The 21,199-nt window shown below is 64.9% G+C and carries 17 protein-coding genes; all 17 read left to right on the top strand.

Translation table 11 applies throughout. From position 1 onward, the window contains the following. Window positions 1–205: 205 nt before the first annotated feature. Window positions 206–4,342 (top strand): DNA-directed RNA polymerase subunit beta, encoded by a 4,137-nt coding sequence (gene rpoB / locus AC0QTQ_RS17920; RefSeq protein ID WP_480257681.1) that lies wholly within the window; start codon window positions 206–208, stop codon window positions 4,340–4,342. A 49-nt stretch (window positions 4,343–4,391) separates the two neighbouring features. After that, window positions 4,392–8,627 carry a DNA-directed RNA polymerase subunit beta' gene (rpoC, locus tag AC0QTQ_RS17915; RefSeq protein WP_480257680.1) on the top strand — a complete coding sequence of 1,412 codons (4,236 nt, stop codon included), beginning with the start codon at window positions 4,392–4,394 and terminating at the stop codon, window positions 8,625–8,627. 157 nt (window positions 8,628–8,784) lie between these two features. Beyond that, window positions 8,785–9,498 carry a hypothetical protein gene (locus tag AC0QTQ_RS17910; RefSeq protein WP_480257679.1) on the top strand — a complete coding sequence of 238 codons (714 nt, stop codon included), beginning with the start codon at window positions 8,785–8,787 and terminating at the stop codon, window positions 9,496–9,498. A gap of 111 nt (window positions 9,499–9,609) precedes the next feature. Continuing rightward, window positions 9,610–10,332, top strand: a complete 723-nt coding sequence (locus AC0QTQ_RS17905) for a glycosyltransferase family 2 protein (protein WP_480257678.1) — start codon at window positions 9,610–9,612, stop codon at window positions 10,330–10,332. Continuing rightward, the gene (locus AC0QTQ_RS17900) at window positions 10,329–10,637 is read left to right on the top strand and encodes a lipid-A-disaccharide synthase N-terminal domain-containing protein (RefSeq protein WP_121534874.1); all 309 of its coding nucleotides are present in this window, start codon (window positions 10,329–10,331) and stop codon (window positions 10,635–10,637) included. Before AC0QTQ_RS17905 ends, AC0QTQ_RS17900 begins: the two co-directional genes overlap by 4 nt. After that, window positions 10,627–12,069 (top strand): ArnT family glycosyltransferase, encoded by a 1,443-nt coding sequence (locus AC0QTQ_RS17895; protein WP_480257677.1) that lies wholly within the window; start codon window positions 10,627–10,629, stop codon window positions 12,067–12,069. Before AC0QTQ_RS17900 ends, AC0QTQ_RS17895 begins: the two co-directional genes overlap by 11 nt. Beyond that, entirely contained in the window at window positions 12,056–12,778 is a 723-nt protein-coding gene (locus AC0QTQ_RS17890) for a phosphatase PAP2 family protein (RefSeq protein WP_480257676.1), read from the top strand. Before AC0QTQ_RS17895 ends, AC0QTQ_RS17890 begins: the two co-directional genes overlap by 14 nt. 271 nt (window positions 12,779–13,049) lie before the next feature. Beyond that, the gene (rpsL, locus tag AC0QTQ_RS17885) at window positions 13,050–13,421 is read left to right on the top strand and encodes a 30S ribosomal protein S12 (protein WP_096433949.1); all 372 of its coding nucleotides are present in this window, start codon (window positions 13,050–13,052) and stop codon (window positions 13,419–13,421) included. Between the two features lie 12 nt (window positions 13,422–13,433). Then, window positions 13,434–13,904, top strand: a complete 471-nt coding sequence (rpsG, locus tag AC0QTQ_RS17880; RefSeq protein WP_121534849.1) for a 30S ribosomal protein S7 — start codon at window positions 13,434–13,436, stop codon at window positions 13,902–13,904. 14 nt (window positions 13,905–13,918) lie between these two features. Continuing rightward, window positions 13,919–16,033 (top strand): elongation factor G, encoded by a 2,115-nt coding sequence (gene fusA / locus AC0QTQ_RS17875; RefSeq protein WP_121534850.1) that lies wholly within the window; start codon window positions 13,919–13,921, stop codon window positions 16,031–16,033. A 66-nt stretch (window positions 16,034–16,099) separates the two neighbouring features. Further along, the gene (tuf, locus tag AC0QTQ_RS17870; RefSeq protein WP_480257675.1) at window positions 16,100–17,275 is read left to right on the top strand and encodes an elongation factor Tu; all 1,176 of its coding nucleotides are present in this window, start codon (window positions 16,100–16,102) and stop codon (window positions 17,273–17,275) included. Between the two features lie 198 nt (window positions 17,276–17,473). Continuing rightward, on the top strand, window positions 17,474–17,782 hold the full coding sequence (rpsJ, locus tag AC0QTQ_RS17865; protein WP_013066043.1) for a 30S ribosomal protein S10: 309 nt from the start codon (window positions 17,474–17,476) through the stop codon (window positions 17,780–17,782). A gap of 11 nt (window positions 17,783–17,793) precedes the next feature. Further along, complete coding sequence (rplC, locus tag AC0QTQ_RS17860) at window positions 17,794–18,522, top strand: 50S ribosomal protein L3 (protein WP_113901731.1); 729 nt, start codon at window positions 17,794–17,796, stop codon at window positions 18,520–18,522. After that, complete coding sequence (gene rplD / locus AC0QTQ_RS17855) at window positions 18,519–19,139, top strand: 50S ribosomal protein L4 (RefSeq protein ID WP_113901732.1); 621 nt, start codon at window positions 18,519–18,521, stop codon at window positions 19,137–19,139. Before rplC ends, rplD begins: the two co-directional genes overlap by 4 nt. Continuing rightward, on the top strand, window positions 19,136–19,432 hold the full coding sequence (locus AC0QTQ_RS17850) for a 50S ribosomal protein L23 (protein WP_121534851.1): 297 nt from the start codon (window positions 19,136–19,138) through the stop codon (window positions 19,430–19,432). The genes rplD and AC0QTQ_RS17850 overlap by 4 nt, the downstream gene beginning before the upstream one ends. A 645-nt stretch (window positions 19,433–20,077) precedes the next feature. Continuing rightward, a complete protein-coding gene (rplB, locus tag AC0QTQ_RS17845; protein ID WP_121534853.1) occupies window positions 20,078–20,914 on the top strand; it encodes a 50S ribosomal protein L2 in 837 nt (278 codons plus the stop codon). 3 nt (window positions 20,915–20,917) lie between these two features. Beyond that, the gene (gene rpsS / locus AC0QTQ_RS17840) at window positions 20,918–21,196 is read left to right on the top strand and encodes a 30S ribosomal protein S19 (protein WP_113901736.1); all 279 of its coding nucleotides are present in this window, start codon (window positions 20,918–20,920) and stop codon (window positions 21,194–21,196) included. Window positions 21,197–21,199: the final 3 nt, after the last annotated feature.

Genomic DNA, 21,199 nt, shown 5'->3' with positions numbered 1-21,199 from the left:
TGGGTCCGGGGTCTTCCCGGGCCCAGCCGAACCTGTCTTGGCGAGGGTTTCGGACGGAAACCCTGTCCAAGGCGGCGTTCGCGGTTCGGGAGCCTTCCGGTGGGACGGAAGGCAGGTATGGAACCGCCCCCCTTGATCGCCACGCGCCGCGCACCGGGCCCCGACGGTGTGTGCGCCCGCGAAACGACGAAAGGTCACGACGAGCATGGCTCAAGCTTACGTTGGTCAGAAGCGCATCCGCCGTTACTACGGTAAAATCCGCGAAGTCCTCGAAATGCCGAACCTCATCGAGGTTCAGAAGGCATCCTACGATCTGTTCCTGCGCTCGGGCGATGCCGACAAGCCGCTGGATGGCGAGGGCCTCCAGGGTGTGTTCCAGTCGGTCTTCCCGATCAAGGATTTCAACGACAACGCGATCCTCGAATTCGTGAAATACGAACTCGAGAAGCCGAAGTTCGACGTCGAAGAATGCATGCAGCGGGACCTGACCTATTCCGCGCCGCTCAAGGTCACGCTTCGCCTGATCGTGTTCGATGTCGACGAGACGACGGGTGCGCGGTCGGTCAAGGACATCAAGGAGCAGGACGTGTTCATGGGCGACATGCCGCTCATGACCTCGAACGGCACCTTCATCGTGAACGGCACCGAGCGTGTCATCGTGTCGCAGATGCACCGCTCGCCGGGCGTGTTCTTCGACCATGACCGCGGCAAGACCCATTCCTCGGGCAAGCTGCTGTTCGCCTGCCGCATCATTCCCTATCGCGGCTCGTGGCTCGATTTCGAGTTCGACGCGAAGGACCTGGTGTTCGCGCGCATCGACCGTCGCCGGAAACTGCCGGTGACGACGCTGCTCTATGCGCTCGGCCTCGACCAGGAAGGCATCATGGATGCCTATTACAACACCGTCTCCTTCCGCGCCGAGGGCAAGCGTGGCTGGATCACCAAGTTCTTCCCCGAGCGTGTGCGCGGCACCCGTCCGACCTATGACCTGATCGACGCCGCCACCGGCGAGGTGATCCTCAATGCCGGCGAGAAGGCCACGCCGCGCATGGTCAAGAAGTGGAGCGACGAGGGCAAGGTCACCGAGCTGCTCGTGCCGTTCGAGCATATCCTCGGCCGCTATAGCGCCAAGGACCTGGTGAATGAGCGCACCGGCTACATCTACATCGAGGCCGGCGAGGAGCTGACCGCGGAATACGACAAGGAAGGCCAGCTCTCGGGTGGCTCGATCAAGACGCTGATCGACAACGGCATCACCGAGGTGCCGGTGCTCGACATCGACAACGTCACCGTCGGCCCCTACATCCGCAACACCATGGCTGCGGACAAGAACTGGAACCGCGACACGGCGCTGATGGATATCTATCGCGTCATGCGTCCGGGCGAGCCGCCGACCGTAGAAGCCGCCTCGACGATGTTCGACGGGCTGTTCTTCGACAGCGAGCGCTACGACCTCTCGGCCGTCGGCCGCGTGAAGATGAACATGCGCCTCGACCTCGATGCGCCCGACACGCAGCGCACGCTGCGCAAGGACGACATCATCGCCTGCATCAAGGGGCTGGTCGAGCTGCGTGACGGCAAGGGCGAGATCGACGACATCGACCACCTCGGCAACCGCCGCGTGCGCTCGGTCGGCGAGCTGATGGAAAACCAGTATCGCGTCGGCCTGCTGCGCATGGAGCGCGCGATCAAGGAACGCATGTCCTCGGTCGAGATCGACACGGTGATGCCGCAGGACCTGATCAACGCGAAGCCCGCGGCCGCCGCGGTGCGCGAGTTCTTCGGCTCGTCGCAGCTCAGCCAGTTCATGGACCAGACCAACCCGCTGTCGGAAGTGACGCACAAGCGGCGCCTCTCGGCCCTCGGGCCGGGCGGTCTGACCCGTGAGCGCGCCGGCTTCGAGGTGCGCGACGTGCACCCGACGCACTACGGCCGCATGTGTCCGATCGAGACGCCGGAAGGTCAGAACATCGGTCTGATCAACTCGCTCGCCACTTTCGCGCGGGTGAACAAGTACGGCTTCATCGAGACCCCCTACCGCAAGGTCGTGGACGGCAAGGTGACCGACGAGGTCGTCTACATGTCGGCCACCGAGGAAATGCGCCACACCATCGCGCAGGCGAACGCCAAGCTCGATGCCGAGGGCCGTTTCGTCGACGAGCTGATCTCGACCCGTCAGTCGGGCGAGTTCATGCTGAACCCGGCCGAGGCGGTGGACCTGATCGACGTGTCGCCGAAACAGCTGGTTTCGGTCGGTGCGGCGCTCATTCCCTTCCTTGAAAACGACGACGCCAACCGCGCCCTGATGGGCGCGAACATGCAGCGTCAGGCGGTTCCGCTGCTGCGTGCCGAGGCGCCCTTCGTCGGCACCGGCATGGAAGCGACGGTGGCGCGCGACTCGGGCGCCGCGATCATGGCGAACCGCGGCGGCATCGTCGACCAGGTCGACGCGCAGCGTATCGTGATCCGGGCGACGGAAGATCTGGGCATCGGCGACGCCGGCGTCGACATCTACCGTCTGCGCAAGTTCAAGCGCTCGAACCAGTCCTCGACCATCAACCAGCGCCCGATCGTGAAGGTGGGCGACCAGGTGGCGAAGGGCCAGGTGATCGCCGACGGTCCGTCGACCGAACTCGGTGAACTGGCGCTTGGCCGCAACGTGGTCGTCGCCTTCATGCCCTGGCAGGGCTACAACTACGAAGACTCGATCCTCGTCTCGGAACGCATCCACCACGACGACGTGTTCACCTCGATCCACATCGAGGAATACGAAGTCGCGGCGCGTGACACCAAGCTCGGGCCGGAAGAGATCACCCGCGACATCCCGAACGTCGGCGAGGAAGCCCTGCGCAACCTCGACGAGGCGGGCATCGTCTACATCGGCGCCGAAGTGGGGCCGGGCGACATCCTCGTGGGCAAGATCACGCCGAAGGGCGAAAGCCCGATGACGCCGGAAGAAAAGCTTCTGCGCGCCATCTTCGGCGAAAAGGCGTCGGACGTGCGCGATACCTCGCTGCGCCTGCCGCCGGGGGCCTATGGCACGATCGTCGAAGTGCGCGTCTTCAACCGTCACGGCGTCGACAAGGACGAGCGTGCGCTGCAGATCGAGCGTGAGGAAGTCGAACGTCTGGCCCGTGACCGGGACGACGAGCTCGCCATTCTCGAGCGCAACATCTATGCGCGTCTGCGCTCGCTGATCCTCGGCAAGGTCGCGGTGAAGGGGCCGAAGGGCGTGAAGGCCGGTTCGGAAGTGACGCCGGAACTGCTGGGCACCCTGTCGAAGGGCCAGTGGTGGCAGCTCGCGCTTGAGAACGAAGCCGACGCCAAGGAAGTCGAGGCGCTGAACGACCAGTTCGACGCGCAGAAGCGTGCGCTCGATCTGCGGTTCGAGGACAAGGTCGAGAAGGTCCGTCAGGGCGACGATCTGCCTCCGGGCGTGATGAAGATGGTCAAGGTCTTCGTCGCGGTGAAGCGCAAGCTGCAGGCCGGCGACAAGATGGCAGGCCGTCACGGCAACAAGGGCGTCGTCTCGAAGGTCGTTCCGAAGGAAGACATGCCCTTCCTCGCGGACGGCACTCCGGTCGACCTCGTGCTGAACCCGCTCGGCGTGCCGTCGCGCATGAACGTCGGTCAGATCCTCGAGACGCACATGGGCTGGGCGGCCCGCGGCCTCGGGCTGAAGATCGACGAGGCGCTGCGCGAGTATCGCCGCTCGGGCGACATGACCCCGGTGCGTGACGCGATGCGCTACGGCTATGGCGACGAGACCTATGAAGAGGTCTTCTCGGAGATGGAGAGCGACCGTTTCGTCGAATGCGCCGAGAACGTGCGCGGCGGCGTGCCGATCGCGACCCCGGTCTTCGACGGTGCCAAGGAAGCGGACGTCAACGATGCGCTGACGCGCGCGGGCTTCGATACCTCGGGTCAGTCGGACGTCTATGACGGCCGCACCGGCGAGAAGTTCGCCCGCAAGGTCACCGTCGGCGTGAAGTACTTCCTCAAGCTGCACCACCTTGTCGACGACAAGATGCACGCGCGTTCGACCGGTCCGTACTCGCTCGTCACCCAGCAGCCGCTTGGTGGTAAGGCGCAGTTCGGCGGCCAACGTCTCGGCGAGATGGAAGTCTGGGCCCTCGAAGCTTACGGCGCCGCCTACACCCTGCAGGAAATGCTGACGGTGAAGTCGGACGACGTGGCGGGCCGGACCAAGGTCTACGAGTCGATCGTCAAGGGCGAGGACAACTTCGAGGCGGGCGTGCCCGAATCGTTCAACGTTCTCGTGAAAGAGGTCCGGGGCCTCGGCCTCAACATGGAACTCCTGGACTCGGAGGAAGAGGAGTGAGCGCCACGGCGCTCACCACCCCTCTGACCTCTCACTCAAGGAATAGCAGATGAACCAGGAACTGACCCAGAATCCGTTCAACCCGCTCGTGTCGCCGAAGGCCTTTGACGAGATCAAGATCTCGCTGGCCTCGCCCGAGCGGATCCTGTCGTGGTCCTATGGCGAGATCAAGAAGCCCGAGACCATCAACTACCGGACCTTCAAGCCCGAGCGCGACGGCCTGTTCTGCGCCCGCATCTTCGGGCCGATCAAGGACTATGAGTGCCTGTGCGGCAAGTACAAGCGGATGAAGTATCGCGGCGTCGTCTGCGAGAAATGCGGCGTCGAAGTGACGCTGCAGAAGGTCCGCCGCGAGCGCATGGGCCATATCGAGCTGGCCTCGCCCGTCGCCCATATCTGGTTCCTCAAGTCGCTGCCCTCGCGCATCGGCCTGATGCTGGACATGACGCTGCGTGATCTCGAGCGCATCCTCTACTTCGAAAACTACGTCGTCATCGAACCCGGCCTGACGGATCTGTCCTATGGCCAGCTGATGACCGAAGACGAGTACATGGACGCGCAGGACCAGTTCGGGTCGGACGCCTTCACCGCCAATATCGGCGCCGAGGCGATCCGCGAGATGCTGGCCGCGATCGACCTCGAGGCGACCGCCGAACAGCTTCGCGAGGAGCTGAAGGAAGCCACGGGCGAGCTGAAGCCGAAGAAGATCATCAAGCGTCTGAAGATCGTCGAGAGCTTCATCGAGTCGGGCAACCGCCCGGAGTGGATGATCCTGACTGTGCTGCCGGTGATCCCGCCGGAACTGCGCCCGCTGGTGCCGCTTGATGGTGGCCGCTTCGCGACCTCGGACCTGAACGACCTCTATCGTCGCGTCATCAACCGCAACAACCGTCTGAAGCGGCTGATCGAGCTGCGTGCGCCCGACATCATCGTGCGCAACGAAAAGCGCATGCTGCAGGAATCGGTCGATGCGCTGTTCGACAACGGCCGTCGCGGCCGCGTCATCACCGGCACCAACAAGCGTCCGCTGAAGTCGCTCTCCGACATGCTCAAGGGCAAGCAGGGCCGGTTCCGTCAGAACCTGCTCGGCAAGCGCGTCGACTTCTCGGGCCGTTCGGTCATCGTGACCGGGCCGGAACTCAAGCTGCATCAGTGCGGCCTGCCGAAGAAGATGGCGCTCGAGCTGTTCAAGCCCTTCATCTATTCGCGCCTCGAGGCCAAGGGTCTGTCGAGCACCGTGAAGCAGGCGAAGAAGCTGGTCGAGAAAGAGCGTCCCGAGGTCTGGGATATCCTCGACGAAGTCATCCGCGAGCACCCGGTCTTCCTGAACCGTGCGCCGACGCTGCACCGTCTGGGCTTCCAGGCGTTCGAGCCGACGCTGATCGAAGGCAAGGCGATCCAGCTGCACCCGCTCGTCTGCTCGGCCTTCAACGCCGACTTCGACGGTGACCAGATGGCCGTGCACGTTCCGCTGAGCCTCGAGGCGCAGCTGGAAGCGCGCGTGCTGATGATGTCGACGAACAACGTTCTGTCGCCGGCCAACGGCTCGCCGATCATCGTTCCGTCGCAGGACATGATTCTCGGCCTCTACTACACCACGATGGAGCGCAAGGGCCTGCCGGGCGAAGGCATGGTCTTCAGCACCATCGAGGAAGTCGAGCACGCCCTGTTCTCGGGCGCGGTGCACCTGCACTCGAAGATCTCGGCGCGGGTGAAGCAGATCGACGAGGAAGGCAACGAGGTCTTCAAGCGTTACGAGACCACGCCCGGCCGTCTGCGGCTTGGCGCGCTCCTGCCGCTGAACGCCAAGGCGCCCTTCGACCTGGTGAACCGCCTGCTGCGCAAGAAGGACGTGCAGAACGTCATCGACACCGTCTACCGCTACTGCGGCCAGAAGGAATCGGTGATCTTCTGTGACCAGATCATGTCGATGGGCTTCCGCGAGGCGTTCAAGGCCGGCGTGTCCTTCGGCAAGGACGACATGGTCGTTCCGGACACCAAGTGGACGATCGTCAACCGTGTCCGCGATCAGGTGAAGGAATTCGAGCAGCAGTACATGGACGGCCTGATCACTCAGGGCGAAAAGTACAACAAGGTGGTCGACGCCTGGTCGAAGTGCTCGGACGAAGTCGCCGGCGAGATGATGAAGGAAATCTCCGCCGTTCGCGTCGATGACGCGGGCATGGAGAAGGAACCGAACTCGGTCTACATGATGTCGCACTCCGGTGCGCGTGGTTCGCCGGCGCAGATGAAGCAGCTCGGCGGGATGCGCGGCCTGATGGCGAAGCCCTCGGGCGAGATCATCGAGACGCCGATCATCTCGAACTTCAAGGAAGGCCTGACCGTGCTCGAGTACTTCAACTCGACCCACGGCGCCCGTAAGGGTCTGGCCGATACCGCGCTGAAGACCGCGAACTCGGGCTATCTGACCCGTCGTCTGGTCGACGTCGCCCAGGACTGCATCGTGCGTTCGCACGATTGCGGCACCGAGCACGCGATCACCGCGACCGCCGCCGTCAACGACGGCGAAGTGGTGGCGCCGCTCTCCGAGCGCGTCCTCGGCCGTGTCGCGGCCGATGACGTGCTGGTTCCGGGCACCGACGACGTGATCGTGCGCAAGAACGAGCTGATCGACGAACGCAAGGCCGACCTGATCGAGGTCAACGGCGTGCAGTCGGTGCGGATCCGCTCGGCGCTGACCTGCGAGGCCGAGGAGGGCGTCTGCGCGCTCTGCTACGGTCGCGACCTGGCGCGCGGCACGCTCGTCAACATCGGCGAGGCGGTCGGCATCATCGCCGCCCAGTCGATCGGCGAACCTGGCACGCAGCTGACGATGCGTACCTTCCACATCGGCGGCATCGCCCAGGGCGGCCAGCAGTCGTTCCAGGAAGCGTCGCAGGAAGGCAAGATCGAGTTCCGCAACCCGAACCTTTTGGTGGCCGAGAACGGCGACCAGATCGTCATGGGCCGGAACATGCAGATCGCCATCGTTGACGATCACGGCACCGAGCGCGTGTCCTACAAGCTCAGCTACGGCTCGAAGCTGCACGTCAAGGAAGGCGATGCGGTCAAGCGCGGCGCCAAGCTGTTCGAATGGGACCCCTACACCCTGCCGATCATCGCCGAAAAGGCCGGTATGGTGCGGTTCGTCGACCTCGTCTCCGGCATCTCGGTGCGCGAGGATACCGACGAGGCGACCGGCATGACGCAGAAGATCGTGACCGACTGGCGCTCGGCGCCGAAGGGCAACGACCTGAAGCCGGAGATCCTGATCGTCGACGCCGATGGCGAGCCGGTGCGCAACGACGCCGGTCACCCGGTCACCTACCCGATGTCGGTCGACGCGATTCTGTCGGTCGATGACGGGCATGAGGTGAAGGCCGGTGACACCGTCGCGCGTATCCCGCGCGAAGGTGCGAAGACGAAGGACATCACCGGCGGTCTGCCGCGTGTGGCCGAACTCTTCGAGGCGCGTCGTCCGAAGGACCACGCGATCATCGCCGAGATCGATGGCTATGTGCGCTTCGGCAAGGACTACAAGAACAAGCGCCGGATCTCGATCGAGCCGTCGCAGGAAGGTCTGGAGCCGGTCGAATACATGGTGCCGAAAGGCAAGCACATCCCGGTGCAGGAAGGCGACTTCGTGCAGAAGGGTGACTACATCATGGACGGCAACCCGGCGCCGCACGACATCCTGCGCATCATGGGGGTCGAGGCTCTGGCCGACTACCTCATCGACGAGGTGCAGGACGTCTATCGTCTGCAGGGCGTGAAGATCAACGACAAGCACATCGAGGTGATCGTTCGCCAGATGCTGCAGAAGATCGAGATCCGCGATTCGGGTGACACCACGCTGCTGAAGGGCGAGAACATCGACCGGCAGGAGTTCGAGGAAGAGAACGCCAAGGTCGAGGCCCGCGGTGGCCGTCCGGCCTCGGGCGAGCCGGTGCTTCTGGGCATCACCAAGGCTTCGCTGCAGACGCGCTCGTTCATCTCGGCGGCCTCCTTCCAGGAGACCACCCGCGTGCTCACCGAGGCTTCGGTCCAGGGCAAGCGCGACAAGCTTGTCGGCCTGAAGGAGAACGTGATCGTCGGCCGTCTGATCCCGGCGGGCACGGGTGGCGCCACCACCCGCGTGCGCAAGATCGCGACCGAGCGCGACAGCAAGGTCATCGAGGCGCGTCGCGCCGAGGCGGAAGCGGCGGCGGCCCTCGCGGCGCCGATCGACACCTCCTATGGCGAAGAGGACTTCGGTCCGGTGGACACCCCCGAAAGCCGCGAGTGATCGTGGCCAGGGCCTGAAAGATCAGCCCCCGCGCGAGCGATCGCGCGGGGGTTTTCCGTTTTCCGCGGCGGGTTGACGCAGCCCCGACAGAGGCGCAGGACTGAGCCGTTCCATGGGAGAACGGCGCGCGGGTGCCGTGCGGAACACGGAGGACAGAATGAACCGGATCACCCAGGCCGCCCTGGCGGCCGTCCTTGGCACGCTGGCGCTGCCGGCGCTGGCGAGCCCCTTCACCGATGCCGAGGCGCAGCTGCGTGCGGTCTATGGCGACTATCGCGCGGCGCTGTTCCTGTCGAATGCCGGAAAGGCGCCCGAGACGGCGAAGGCGTTGGCGGGGTTCGACACCGCCTGGAGCGAGATGTCGGCGCAATGGGGCACCACCCCGCCGCCGCAATACGCCGCCGATACCGCGCTGCCACAGACCTTCGACGCGGTTGCGGCGCTGATCGGCAAGGCCCGCGACGAGGTCGCGGCGGGCAAGCTGCCGGCCGCGCATGAGACGCTCGAGGGCGTGCGGACCGAGATTGCCGGGCTGCATGAGCGCGCCGGGCTGATCGGCTTTTCCGACCGGATGAACGCCTATCACGCCGCGATGGAAGAGGTTCTGGGGCGCGACTATGCGGCGATGGGGCCGGGGGCCGCGGCGGCGCTGGCGGGGGATGCGGCGGTGCTTGACTATCTTGCCGCGCAGATCGTCGCGAACCCGGCACCCGAGGCGGCAAACCCCGCCTATGCGCCGCTGATCGAGGCCTTTGCCGCCTCGGCCAGGGCGTTCCGGGCCGCGGCCGACAGCGGGGATATGGCGGCCGCCCTGGCCGCCCGTGGCGCACTGAAGGTGCCCTATTCCAAGCTCTTTGCCCAGTTCGGCTGAACCGTGCCGAGCGCCGCGCCGGGGCAGGCCTCCGGCGCGTGCTCCGTTTACAACTTCGGGGCCTGCGGGTAAGAGGTGGCGGCCCGTGCCGGGCGGAAAGGGCCGCGACAGATGACCGAAGTTTCCATCGTGATCCCCGCCAAGAACGAGGCGGAAAACATCGAGACGCTGCTCGACGGGATCGACGCGGCGCTTGCCGGTCGTGACTATGAGGTGATCGTGGTCGACGATGCCTCGGACGACGGCATGGCCGAGATTCTGCGCGCAAGGCTCGTGCGGGCGCCGCGGCTGCGGGTGCTGCGCCATGACGTATCGGGCGGACAGTCGGCGGCGGTGAGCTCGGGCGTGCGGGTGGCGCGTGGCGCGATCTGCGCGACGCTCGATGGCGACGGGCAGAACCCGCCCGAGGAGCTGCCGAAGCTGATCGCGCCGCTTGAGGCGCCGGGGGCCACGGCGATCGGGCTGGTCGCCGGGCAGCGCGTGGCGCGGCAGGACACGCTGTCGAAGCGGCTGGCGTCGAAATTCGCGAACGGGCTGCGGGCGCGGGTGCTCAATGACCACACCCGCGACACCGGCTGCGGGCTCAAGGCCTTCCGTCGTGCGGCCTATCTGGAGCTGCCCTATTTCAATCACATGCACCGCTATCTGCCGGCGCTCTTCGCGCGTGACGGCTGGGGCGTGGCGCATGTCGACGTGAGCCATCGGCCGCGCGGCGGCGGGCGCTCGCATTACTCGAACCTGCAGCGCGGACTTGTCGGCATCGTCGATCTGGCGGGCGTTGCCTGGCTGATCCGGCGCCGCAAGACGGCGCGCCCGACCGAGGTGACGAAATGACCGAATGGCTGGAAAAGCTGCTCCATGTCGGCTCGATGACCGAGCTTTTGTGGGTGATCTTCGGCCTTGCCGCGCAGCTGATGTTCACCGCGCGCTTCCTGCTGCAGTGGATCGCGTCGGAGCGCGCCAAGGACTCGGTGATGCCGGTGGCGTTCTGGTATTTCTCGCTCGCGGGCGGGGTGATGCTGCTGGCCTATGCGCTTTACCGCGCCGACCCGGTGTTCATCCTGGGGCAGGCTCTGGGCGTGGTGATCTATGCGCGCAACCTGTGGCTGATCTATGCCAAGCGTCGCCGTGAAGCCTGAACCGTCGCGGCCCGAGGCCGGGGGCTGGCTTGGCCCGGTGCTGGCGATCGTCACCGCAGTGACCGCGGCGCGGGTGCTGGCGCTGGCCTTCGACCGCACCGACCTCTTCGTCGACGAGGCGCAATACTGGCTCTGGGGCCAGCGCTTCGACTTCGGCTATTATTCGAAGCCGCCGCTGATCGGCTGGCTGATCCGGGCGGTGACCGATCTCGCAGGATCGAGTGCGCCGTTCTGGGTGCGTCTGCCGGCGCCCGTCCTGCACGGGTTGACCGGGGGCATCCTTGCGGCGCTTGCCGCCCGCATCGCCGGGCGTGGCGCGGCGATCTGGACAGCGGCGCTCTATGTCACGCTGCCCTTCACCGCCGTCGGCTCGGCGATGATCTCGACCGATACCGTGATGGCGCCCTTCTTCGCGGGCGGCATGCTGTTCTTCTGGCGGCTTGGCGAGAGCCGGCGGGCGGGCGATGCGCTGGCGCTTGGCCTGTGCGCGGGCTTTGCCTTCATGGCGAAATACGTGGCGCTGTTCCTGCCCGCGGGGATCGTGCTGGCGGTGCTGGTGGCGCCCGCGCGGCGGATCGGCTGGGGCAATGCGCTGCTTGCGGTGCTGGCCTTCGCGCTGGTGATCGCGCCGAATGTCGCGTGGAACGTGACGCATCAGTTCGCCACGCTCGAGCACACGATGGACAACGTCGGCTGGGTGCGCGAGGGCGAGAGCGCGGGGCTGAACTGGGGCTCGATGGGCGGCTGGCTTGCGGCACAGATCGCGGTCTTCGGCCCGGTGACGATGGGCGCGCTGATCCTCGGCGTGCTGCGCGCACGCACCGCAGAGCGGCGGGTGCTGGCCGCGCTGACCCTGCCGCCGCTGGTCGTGGTGACGGGGCAGGCGCTGCTCGAGAAGGCCTATGCGAACTGGGCGGTCTCGGCCTATCTCGCGGGGGTGATCCTCGCCGTGCTGGTGCTGCCGCGGTGGGGCCGGTGGATGGCGTTGCTGACAAACCTTGCCGCGGTGACGGCGGTCGCGGCGCTGACGGTGCTCGCCCCCTGGCCCGCGCCGGGCGGCAAGCCGCTGCTGAACCGCTATCTCGGCCGCACCGAGCTGAGCCGGCGGATCCTGGCCCTTGCCACGGCCGAGGGCGTGCCTGTCTACACCAGCGACCGCGATATCCTCGCCGATCTGTTCTACACCGGCCGCGATGCCGGGGTGACGATCTATGCGCCCCGTCCGGTCGATCGGCCGATGAACTATTACGAGCAGAATTTCCCGTTGCCTGACGGGTTCACCGGCCGCATTCTGGTGATCCGCCGCAGCCCGATCGACTGTGGCGCCGGGCCCGTGCCGCCGGCGGGGATGCTGAATGGCTCGGGCACCTGGGAAGGGAAGGGGGTCACCCCCTACGTCGTGCCGGGAGAGTGCCTGAATGCCGCGCCTTGACCTGAGCCTGACCGGACGCTGGCTGCTGGCCGGCTGGTTCGCCGCGGTGATGCTGTTTCGCGGCGCGCCCTCGGTCGATCTGGCGATCTCGGGGTTGTTCTGGCATGCGGGATCGGGCTTCGACGTGATCGCCAACCCGCTGTGGGAATGGCTGCGCCAGCGGTTGTGGGATCTGGCGCTGATCGTGCTGGCGGTGGCGATCGTCGCCGGGCTGCGTGCCTTTGCCAAGGGGCGCAGCGTCTGGGGCCTGCCGGCGCGGGCCTGGGGATTCGTCGTGGCGCTTTACGTTCTCGGGCCCGGGCTGATCGTGAACGGCTTTCTCAAGGCCTATTCCGGTCGCGCCCGCCCGGCCTATGTGACCGAATTCGGCGGCACCAAGCTGTTCACCCCGGCAGGCACCTTCACCGACCAGTGCGCGCGCAACTGCTCCTTCGTCTCGGGCGAGGTCTCGGCGGCGGTGGCGCTCGCCGTGGCGCTGTGGCTTGCCTCGGTGCTCTGGACCCGGATCGAGGGCTGGCAGCGGCTGTATCTGCGCGCTGTCGCACTGTTCATCCCCGCCTTCGTCATCGTGCAGCGGGTGGCGACGGGGCGGCACTTCGCCTCGGACGCGGTCTTTGCCGCGCTGATCACCCTGACGCTTGCCTGGGGGCTCTACGCCCTCTTCGCCGGCCAGCTCGGGACGCGGCGCAATGCCGCCGGGGCGCCCTGAGGGCGCTGTTGACAAGGGGTCCGACTCCTCCTATAGCCGCCGCTACCTGATGGGCGCAGTGTGTCCTGAAGGTGGATTTCAGCGGTCAGGACCGGCCAACCGGCCTCTTTCCCTGAAGACGACGACGCATTCGCCCCGCCGCAAGACGGGAAGGGTGCGGTTTGGCGTTTCACGATCTGCGTGAAGCGCCGTCGAGAAGCGGCTCAGCCTCGCGCGGGGATCCCACCGGGCCGGGTTGAGAGTATTGACAGAGCAAACACGGGGAACCGGAATGCCTACCATCCAGCAGCTGATCCGCAAGCCGCGGCAGCCCAAGGTGCAGCGATCGAAATCGCAGCACCTTCAGCAGTGCCCGCAGAAGCGCGGCGTCTGCACGCGCGTCTACACCACGACGCCGAAGAAACCGAACTCGGCTATGCGTAAGGTCGCCAAGGTGCGCCTGACGAACGGCTTCGAGGTCATCTCCTACATCCCGGGCGAAAAGCACAACCTGCAGGAGCACTCCGTTGTGCTCATCCGCGGCGGTCGTGTGAAGGACCTTCCGGGTGTGCGCTATCACATCCTGCGCGGTGTTCTGGATACCCAGGGCGTCAAGGATCGTCGTCAGCGTCGTTCGAAATACGGCGCGAAGCGGCCGAAGTGAGGAGTGTGAAGCATGTCTCGTCGTCACGCCGCTGAGAAGCGCGAAGTTCTGCCCGACGCCAAATATGGCGATCGCGTGCTGACCAAATTCATGAACAACCTGATGATCGACGGCAAGAAGTCCACTGCCGAGCGGATCGTCTACAATGCCCTCGAACGGATCGAAGGCAAGCTCAAGCGCGAGCCCGTGGAAGTCTTCCACGAGGCTCTCGACAACGTGAAGCCTTCGGTCGAAGTGCGTTCGCGTCGCGTCGGCGGTGCCACCTACCAGGTTCCGGTCGAAGTGCGTCCGACCCGTCGTGAGGCGCTGGCGATTCGCTGGCTGATCACCGCGGCGAAGAACCGCAACGAGCACACCATGGAAGAACGCCTTGCGGGCGAACTTCTCGATGCGGTGAACTCGCGCGGCTCTGCCGTGAAGAAGCGGGAAGACACCCACAAGATGGCCGACGCCAACAAGGCGTTCAGCCACTACCGCTGGTAAGAGAGGAACCCCTCATGGCACGCGAATATCCGCTGGAGCTCTATCGCAACTTCGGGATCATGGCCCACATCGATGCGGGCAAGACCACGACGACGGAGCGCATCCTCTACTACACCGGCAAGTCCCACAAGATCGGCGAAGTCCACGACGGCGCCGCGACGATGGACTGGATGGAGCAGGAGCAGGAACGCGGTATCACCATCACCTCGGCTGCGACGACCACCTTCTGGCAGCGCACCGAGACCGGCACCCATGAGGGGCCGAAATACCGCTTCAACATCATCGACACCCCCGGCCACGTCGACTTCACCATCGAAGTCGAACGCTCGCTGGCGGTGCTCGACGGTGCTGTGTGTCTGCTCGACGCCAACGCTGGCGTCGAGCCGCAGACCGAAACCGTGTGGCGTCAGGCTGACCGCTACAAGGTTCCGCGCATCGTCTATGTCAACAAGATGGACAAGATCGGTGCCGACTTCTTCAACTGCGTGAAGATGATCAAGGACCGCACCGGCGCCACCCCGGCTCCGGTTGCGCTGCCGATCGGCGCCGAAGACCAGCTCGAAGGCATCGTCGACCTGATCACCATGGACGAATGGGTCTGGAAGGGTGAAGACCTCGGCGCAAGCTGGGTTCGTCAGCCGATCCGTGACGAGCTGAAGGACCTCGCCGACGAATGGCGCGGCAAGCTCGTCGAACTCGCCGTCGAGCAGGACGACGCCGCGATGGAAGCCTACCTCGAGGGCACCGAGCCCGAAGAGGCGGAACTGCGCAAGCTGATCCGCAAGGGCACCCTCGCCATGGCCTTCGTTCCGGTCCTCGCCGGTTCGTCGTTCAAGAACAAGGGCGTGCAGCCGATGCTGAACGCCGTGGTCGACTATCTGCCGAGCCCGCTCGACGTGCCGGCCTATGTCGGCTTCATGCCGGGCGACGAGACCGAAACCCGCAACATCGAGCGTCATGCCGCGGACGAAGAGCCCTTCTCGGCTCTGGCGTTCAAGATCATGAACGACCCCTTCGTCGGCTCGCTGACCTTCACCCGCATCTACTCGGGCGTCCTCAAGAAGGGCGACCAGATGATGAACGCGACGAAGGGCAAGCGCGAACGCGTCGGCCGTATGATGATGATGCACGCCATCAACCGCGAGGAAATCGAAGAAGCCTTCGCGGGCGACATCATCGCGCTGGCCGGCCTGAAGGAAACCACCACGGGTGACACCCTGTGCGATCCGGCGAAACCGGTCGTGCTGGAAACCATGACCTTCCCCGAGCCGGTGATCGAGATCGCCGTCGAGCCGAAGTCGAAGGCTGACCAGGAAAAGATGGGCATCGCTCTGGCGCGTCTCGCGGCCGAGGACCCGTCCTTCCGCGTCGAGACCAACTTCGAATCGGGCCAGACGATCATGAAGGGGATGGGCGAACTCCACCTCGACATCCTCGTCGACCGCATGCGGCGCGAGTTCAAGGTCGAGGCGAACATCGGTGCGCCGCAGGTGGCCTATCGCGAGACGATCTCGCGCGAAGCCGAAATCGACTACACGCACAAGAAGCAGACCGGTGGTACCGGCCAGTTCGCGCGCGTCAAGCTCGTCATCACCCCGACCGAACCGGGCGAAGGCTATTCGTTCGAGTCGAAGATCGTGGGCGGTGCGGTGCCGAAGGAATACATCCCCGGCGTCGAAAAGGGCATCAAGTCGGTGATGGACTCGGGTCCGCTCGCGGGCTTCCCGGTGATCGACTTCAAGGTCGCGCTGATCGACGGTGCGTTCCACGACGTCGACTCCTCGGTGCTCGCCTTCGAAATCGCGACCCGCGCGGCGATGCGCGAAGGCCTGAAGAAGGCCGGCGCCAAGCTGCTCGAGCCGATCATGAAGGTCGAAGTGGTGACCCCGGAAGAATACACCGGCGGCATCATCGGTGACCTCACCAGCCGTCGCGGCATGGTGCAGGGCCAGGACACCCGCGGCAACGCGAACGTGATCAACGCCTTCGTGCCGCTCGCGAACATGTTCGGCTACATCAACAACCTGCGGTCGATGTCCTCGGGCCGCGCGGTCTTCACCATGATCTTCGATCACTACGAAGCCGTGCCGCAGAACATCTCGGACGAGATCCAGAAGAAATACGCCTGAGGCTGACGGCGTCCGGGGGTGACCCCGGGCGCCTCTTCCCAGGTTCACGGACTACAGGAGGCCAGTATGGCAAAGGCAAAGTTTGAACGGACGAAACCGCACGTCAACATCGGCACGATCGGCCACGTTGACCACGGCAAGACGACGCTGACGGCTGCGATCACCAAGTACTTCGGTGAATTCAAGGCCTACGACCAGATCGACGGCGCGCCGGAAGAGAAAGCCCGCGGGATCACGATCTCGACGGCGCACGTGGAATACGAGACGGCTGCGCGTCACTATGCGCACGTCGACTGCCCCGGCCACGCGGACTACGTGAAGAACATGATCACCGGCGCGGCGCAGATGGACGGCGCGATCCTGGTGGTTTCGGCGGCCGACGGCCCGATGCCGCAGACGCGCGAGCACATCCTGCTCGGCCGTCAGGTCGGTATCCCGTACATCGTGGTGTACATGAACAAGGTCGACCAGGTTGACGACGAAGAGCTGCTGGAGCTCGTGGAAATGGAAATCCGCGAACTTCTGTCGGCCTACGGCTACCCGGGCGACGACACCCCGATCATCAAGGGCTCGGCTCTGGCTGCTCTCGAAGGCCGTGATCCGGAAATCGGCGAGAACTCGATCCGCGCGCTTCTGGCCGCTGTCGACGACTACATCCCGACCCCGGTGCGCGCTGTCGACCAGCCGTTCCTGATGCCGATCGAAGACGTGTTCTCGATCTCGGGCCGCGGCACCGTGGTGACCGGCCGTGTTGAGCGTGGCGCGGTGAACGTCGGCGACGAACTCGAGATCGTCGGCATCCGCGACACCAAGAAGACGACCTGCACGGGCGTCGAGATGTTCCGCAAGCTGCTGGATCGCGGCGAGGCTGGCGACAACATCGGCGCGCTGCTGCGCGGCATCGACCGTGACGGCGTGGAGCGTGGTCAGGTTCTGTGCAAGCCGGGTTCGGTGAAGCCGCACACGGAATTCGAGGCCGAGGCCTACATCCTGACGAAGGAAGAAGGCGGCCGTCACACGCCGTTCTTCGCGAACTACCGTCCGCAGTTCTACTTCCGCACCACCGACGTCACCGGCACCGTGAAGCTGCCGGAAGGCACCGAGATGGTGATGCCGGGCGACAACCTGAAGTTCACCGTCGAGCTGATCGCCCCGATCGCGATGGAAGAGAAGCTCCGCTTCGCCATCCGTGAAGGCGGCCGCACCGTCGGCGCCGGCGTCGTCTCCAAGATCCTCAAGTGATCGGGCGGCGGGGTAACCCGCCACCGACATCGAGATGCGAATGAATGGTGCGCCTGCGGGCGCACCATTTGCTCTTGACAGACTCGGGTGCCTCCCGTAGAGCGCCCCGGATCTCCAAGAGATTGTGGTTCGATGCAGGCGTCGCATTCGGCGGTGTCTGCCTCTCAACCTGATAGCCCCTGCGAGAGGCAAGACTAAATGAGTGGTCAGAACATCCGCATCCGGCTCAAGGCGTTCGATTACCGCGTGCTGGACGCCAGCACCCAGGAAATCGTGAACACCGCCAAGCGTACCGGTGCACAGGTCCGCGGGCCGATCCCGCTGCCCAACAAGATCGAGAAATTCACGGTTCTCCGTGGTCCGCACATCGACAAGAAGTCGCGCGACCAGTGGGAAATCCGCACGCACAAGCGTCTGCTCGACATCGTCGACCCGACCCCCCAGACCGTGGACGCGCTGATGAAGCTCGACCTCGCCGCTGGCGTCGACGTCGAGATCAAGGTCTGAGGAGGCACGCCATGACTCAACGTTCTGGTGTTATCGCCAAGAAGCTGGGCATGACCCGGCTGTTCCTCGAAGACGGCAAGCAGGTCCCGGTGACCGTGCTGCAGCTCGACAACCTCCAGGTCGTCGCGCAGCGCACCGTCGAAACCGACGGCTACACCGCCGTTCAGCTCGGCGCCGGCGAAGCCAAGGCGAAGCGCGTGTCGGCTGCGATGCGTGGTCACTTCGCGAAGGCGAACGTCGCTCCGAAGCGCAAGCTGGCCGAGTTCCGCGTGGACCCGGAAAACCTGATCGACGTCGGTGCCGAGATCTCGGCCGAGCACTACAATGCCGGCCAGTTCGTCGACATCGCCGGCACCTCGATCGGTAAGGGCTTTGCGGGCGTCATGAAGCGCCACAACTTCGGCGGTCTGCGCGCCTCGCACGGCGTGTCGATCTCGCACCGTTCGCACGGTTCGACCGGCCAGTGCCAGGACCCGGGCAAGGTGTTCAAGGGCAAGAAGATGGCTGGCCATCTGGGTGCCGTGCGTGTCACCACGCAGAACATCCAGGTCGTCAAGACCGATGCCGACCGCGGCCTGATCCTGGTGAAGGGCTCCGTGCCCGGCGCCAAGGGTGGCTGGGTCACCATCAAGGACGCCGTCAAGAAGCCGCTGCCGTCGGACGTTCCGATGCCGGCCGGTCTGAAGACGGCTGCCGCTGCTCCGGCCGAAGAAGTCTCGGTCGAAGGGGGTGAAGCATGAAACTCGATGTGATCACGCTTGACGGCGGCAAGGCCGGCTCGATCGATCTGGACGACGCGCTGTTCGGCCTCGAGCCGCGCGCCGACATCCTGCATCGCGTCGTGCGCTGGCAGCGCGCGAAGGCCCAGGCCGGCACCCACTCGGTGCTCGGCAAGTCGGACGTCAGCTACTCGACCAAGAAGATCTATCGCCAGAAGGGCACCGGCGGCGCTCGCCACGGGTCCAAGAAGGCCCCGATCTTCCGTCACGGTGGCGTCTACAAGGGCCCGACCCCGCGGTCGCACGCCCATGACCTGACGAAGAAGTTCCGCGCGCTCGGCCTGCGCCACGCGCTCTCGGCCAAGGCGAAAGCCGGCAACCTCGTGGTTCTGGACGCGGCCGACATGGCCGAAGCCAAGACCAAGCTGCTTGCCAAGGCCGCGAAGGAGCTGGGCTGGAAGAAGGTTCTGGTGATCGACGGGTCCGCCGTGAACGAGAACTTCGCCAAAGCCGCGCGCAACATCGAAGGCATCGACGTGCTGCCGTCGATGGGCGCCAACGTCTATGACATCCTGAAGCGTGAGACCCTGGTCCTCACGAAGGCGGGTGTCGAAGCTCTGGAGGCTCGCCTGAAATGAGCGCGAAACCCGAACACTACGACGTGATCGTGAAGCCGATCATCACCGAAAAGGCCACCATGGCCTCGGAGAACGGCGCGGTGGTCTTCCAGGTCGCGAAAACGGCTACGAAGCCGGCGATCAAGGAAGCCGTCGAGACCCTCTTCGGCGTCAAGGTGAAGGCGGTCAACACCACCATCACCAAGGGCAAGACCAAGCGTTTCCGCGGCATGGCCGGCGTGCGCTCGGACGTGAAGAAGGCCTATGTGACGCTGGAAGACGGTCAGACGATCGACGTCTCGACCGGCCTCTGAGCCGATCTGTCAGAACCTGGAGAGGCCCTCGCGCAAGCGGGGGCCTTTTCGTTTGGGGAGGCGGATGCGCCTACATTGCTGTTGCGCCTAGGGAGTGTGGTCTCCATTGATCCGCTGGAACATTCGCTCTCTTCCATTCTGGCGAATGCCTCCGACTTGAACCCTGTGAATCCTAGGTTCTGTTGCGGTTGGCCAGCCGTGAATCCTCATTTTGAAGCATCGGGTGACGCTACGAGCGAGGTTCAGCGCAACAACGTCAGCGTTCCAATCTTCCAGAGAGAAGAGCTCTCGCAACTCAAATTGTGTCCCGATTTCGAGCCCATCGATTTTCGCCTGCAACTGACCGAGCCTAGTATCGATGAAATCTTGGGAAGCGGACATCTGCTATTCCTCCAGCTTTCTCTCGCTAAAGCGGATTTCACAATTTCGTACTCCTTAGGAGGCATCGTCTAACCGTCGGCCGTATCTTTCAAGTCACCTCACGCCTTCTCTATAGACTCGCCCCCCCAACCCTGCTACATCGCGCCAGTCCCGCAGCCCCGGATTCGTTCCGGGGCGCTTGACTATTGAACTCGGGGACCTTCGGGGCCCTTTACACACAGACAGGCGGGGCAACCCGCCGCAAGCTAACGGAAGACAGAAAGCATGGCACTCAAGTCGTATAAGCCGACGACGCCGGGCCAGCGTGGGCTGGTTCTGATCGACCGTTCGGAGCTTTGGAAAGGCCGTCCGGTCAAAGCCCTCACTGAGGGCCTGATCAAGACCGGTGGCCGGAACAATACCGGGCGCGTCACGATGTGGCACAAGGGTGGCGGCGCCAAGCGTCTCTACCGCGTCGTCGATTTCAAGCGTCGCAAGTTCGACGTTCCGGCGGTCGTCGAGCGGATCGAATACGATCCGAACCGTACCGCCTTCATCGCGCTGATCAAGTACCAGGACGGCGAGCTCGCCTACATCCTGGCGCCGCAGCGCCTCGCCGTCGGCGACACCGTCTACTCGGGCCCGAAGCACGACATCAAGCCGGGCAACGCGATGCCGTTCTCGGGCATGCCGATCGGCACGATCGTGCACAACGTCGAGCTGAAGCCGGGCAAGGGCGGTCAGCTGGCCCGTGCCGCCGGCACCTACGCCCAGTTCGTCGGCCGTGACGGCGGCTATGCCCAGATCCGCCTCTCGTCGGGCGAGCTGCGCATCGTGCGTCAGGAATGCATGGCCACCATCGGTGCCGTGTCGAACGCCGACCACTCGAACCAGAACTTCGGTAAAGCCGGTCGTATGCGCCACAAGGGCGTGCGTCCGACCGTCCGCGGCGTCGCGATGAACCCGATCGACCACCCGCATGGCGGTGGTGAAGGCCGGACCTCGGGTGGCCGTACCCCGGTGACCCCGTGGGGCAAGGACACCAAGGGCAAGAAGACTCGCTCGAACAAGAAGACGGACAAGTACATTCTCCGTTCGCGCAACGCCAAGAAGGGTCGCTAACACATGGCACGTTCTATCTGGAAAGGCCCCTTCGTCGACGCCTATCTGCTGAAGAAGGCGGAGAAGGCGAAAGCTTCGGGCAAATCGGACGTGATCAAGATCTGGTCGCGCCGCTCCACCATCCTGCCGCAGTTCGTCGGTCTGACCTTCGGCGTCTACAACGGCCAGAAGCACATCCCGGTCAACGTGACCGAGGAAATGATCGGCCAGAAGTTCGGTGAATATTCGCCGACCCGGACCTATTACGGTCACGCTGCCGACAAGAAAGCCAAGAGGAAGTAAGAG

This window comes from Paenirhodobacter sp. YD-8 (assembly GCF_056590935.1).
Note: the sequence above shows the minus strand (reverse complement) of the source record. Positions and strands in the feature narration are given on the sequence as shown.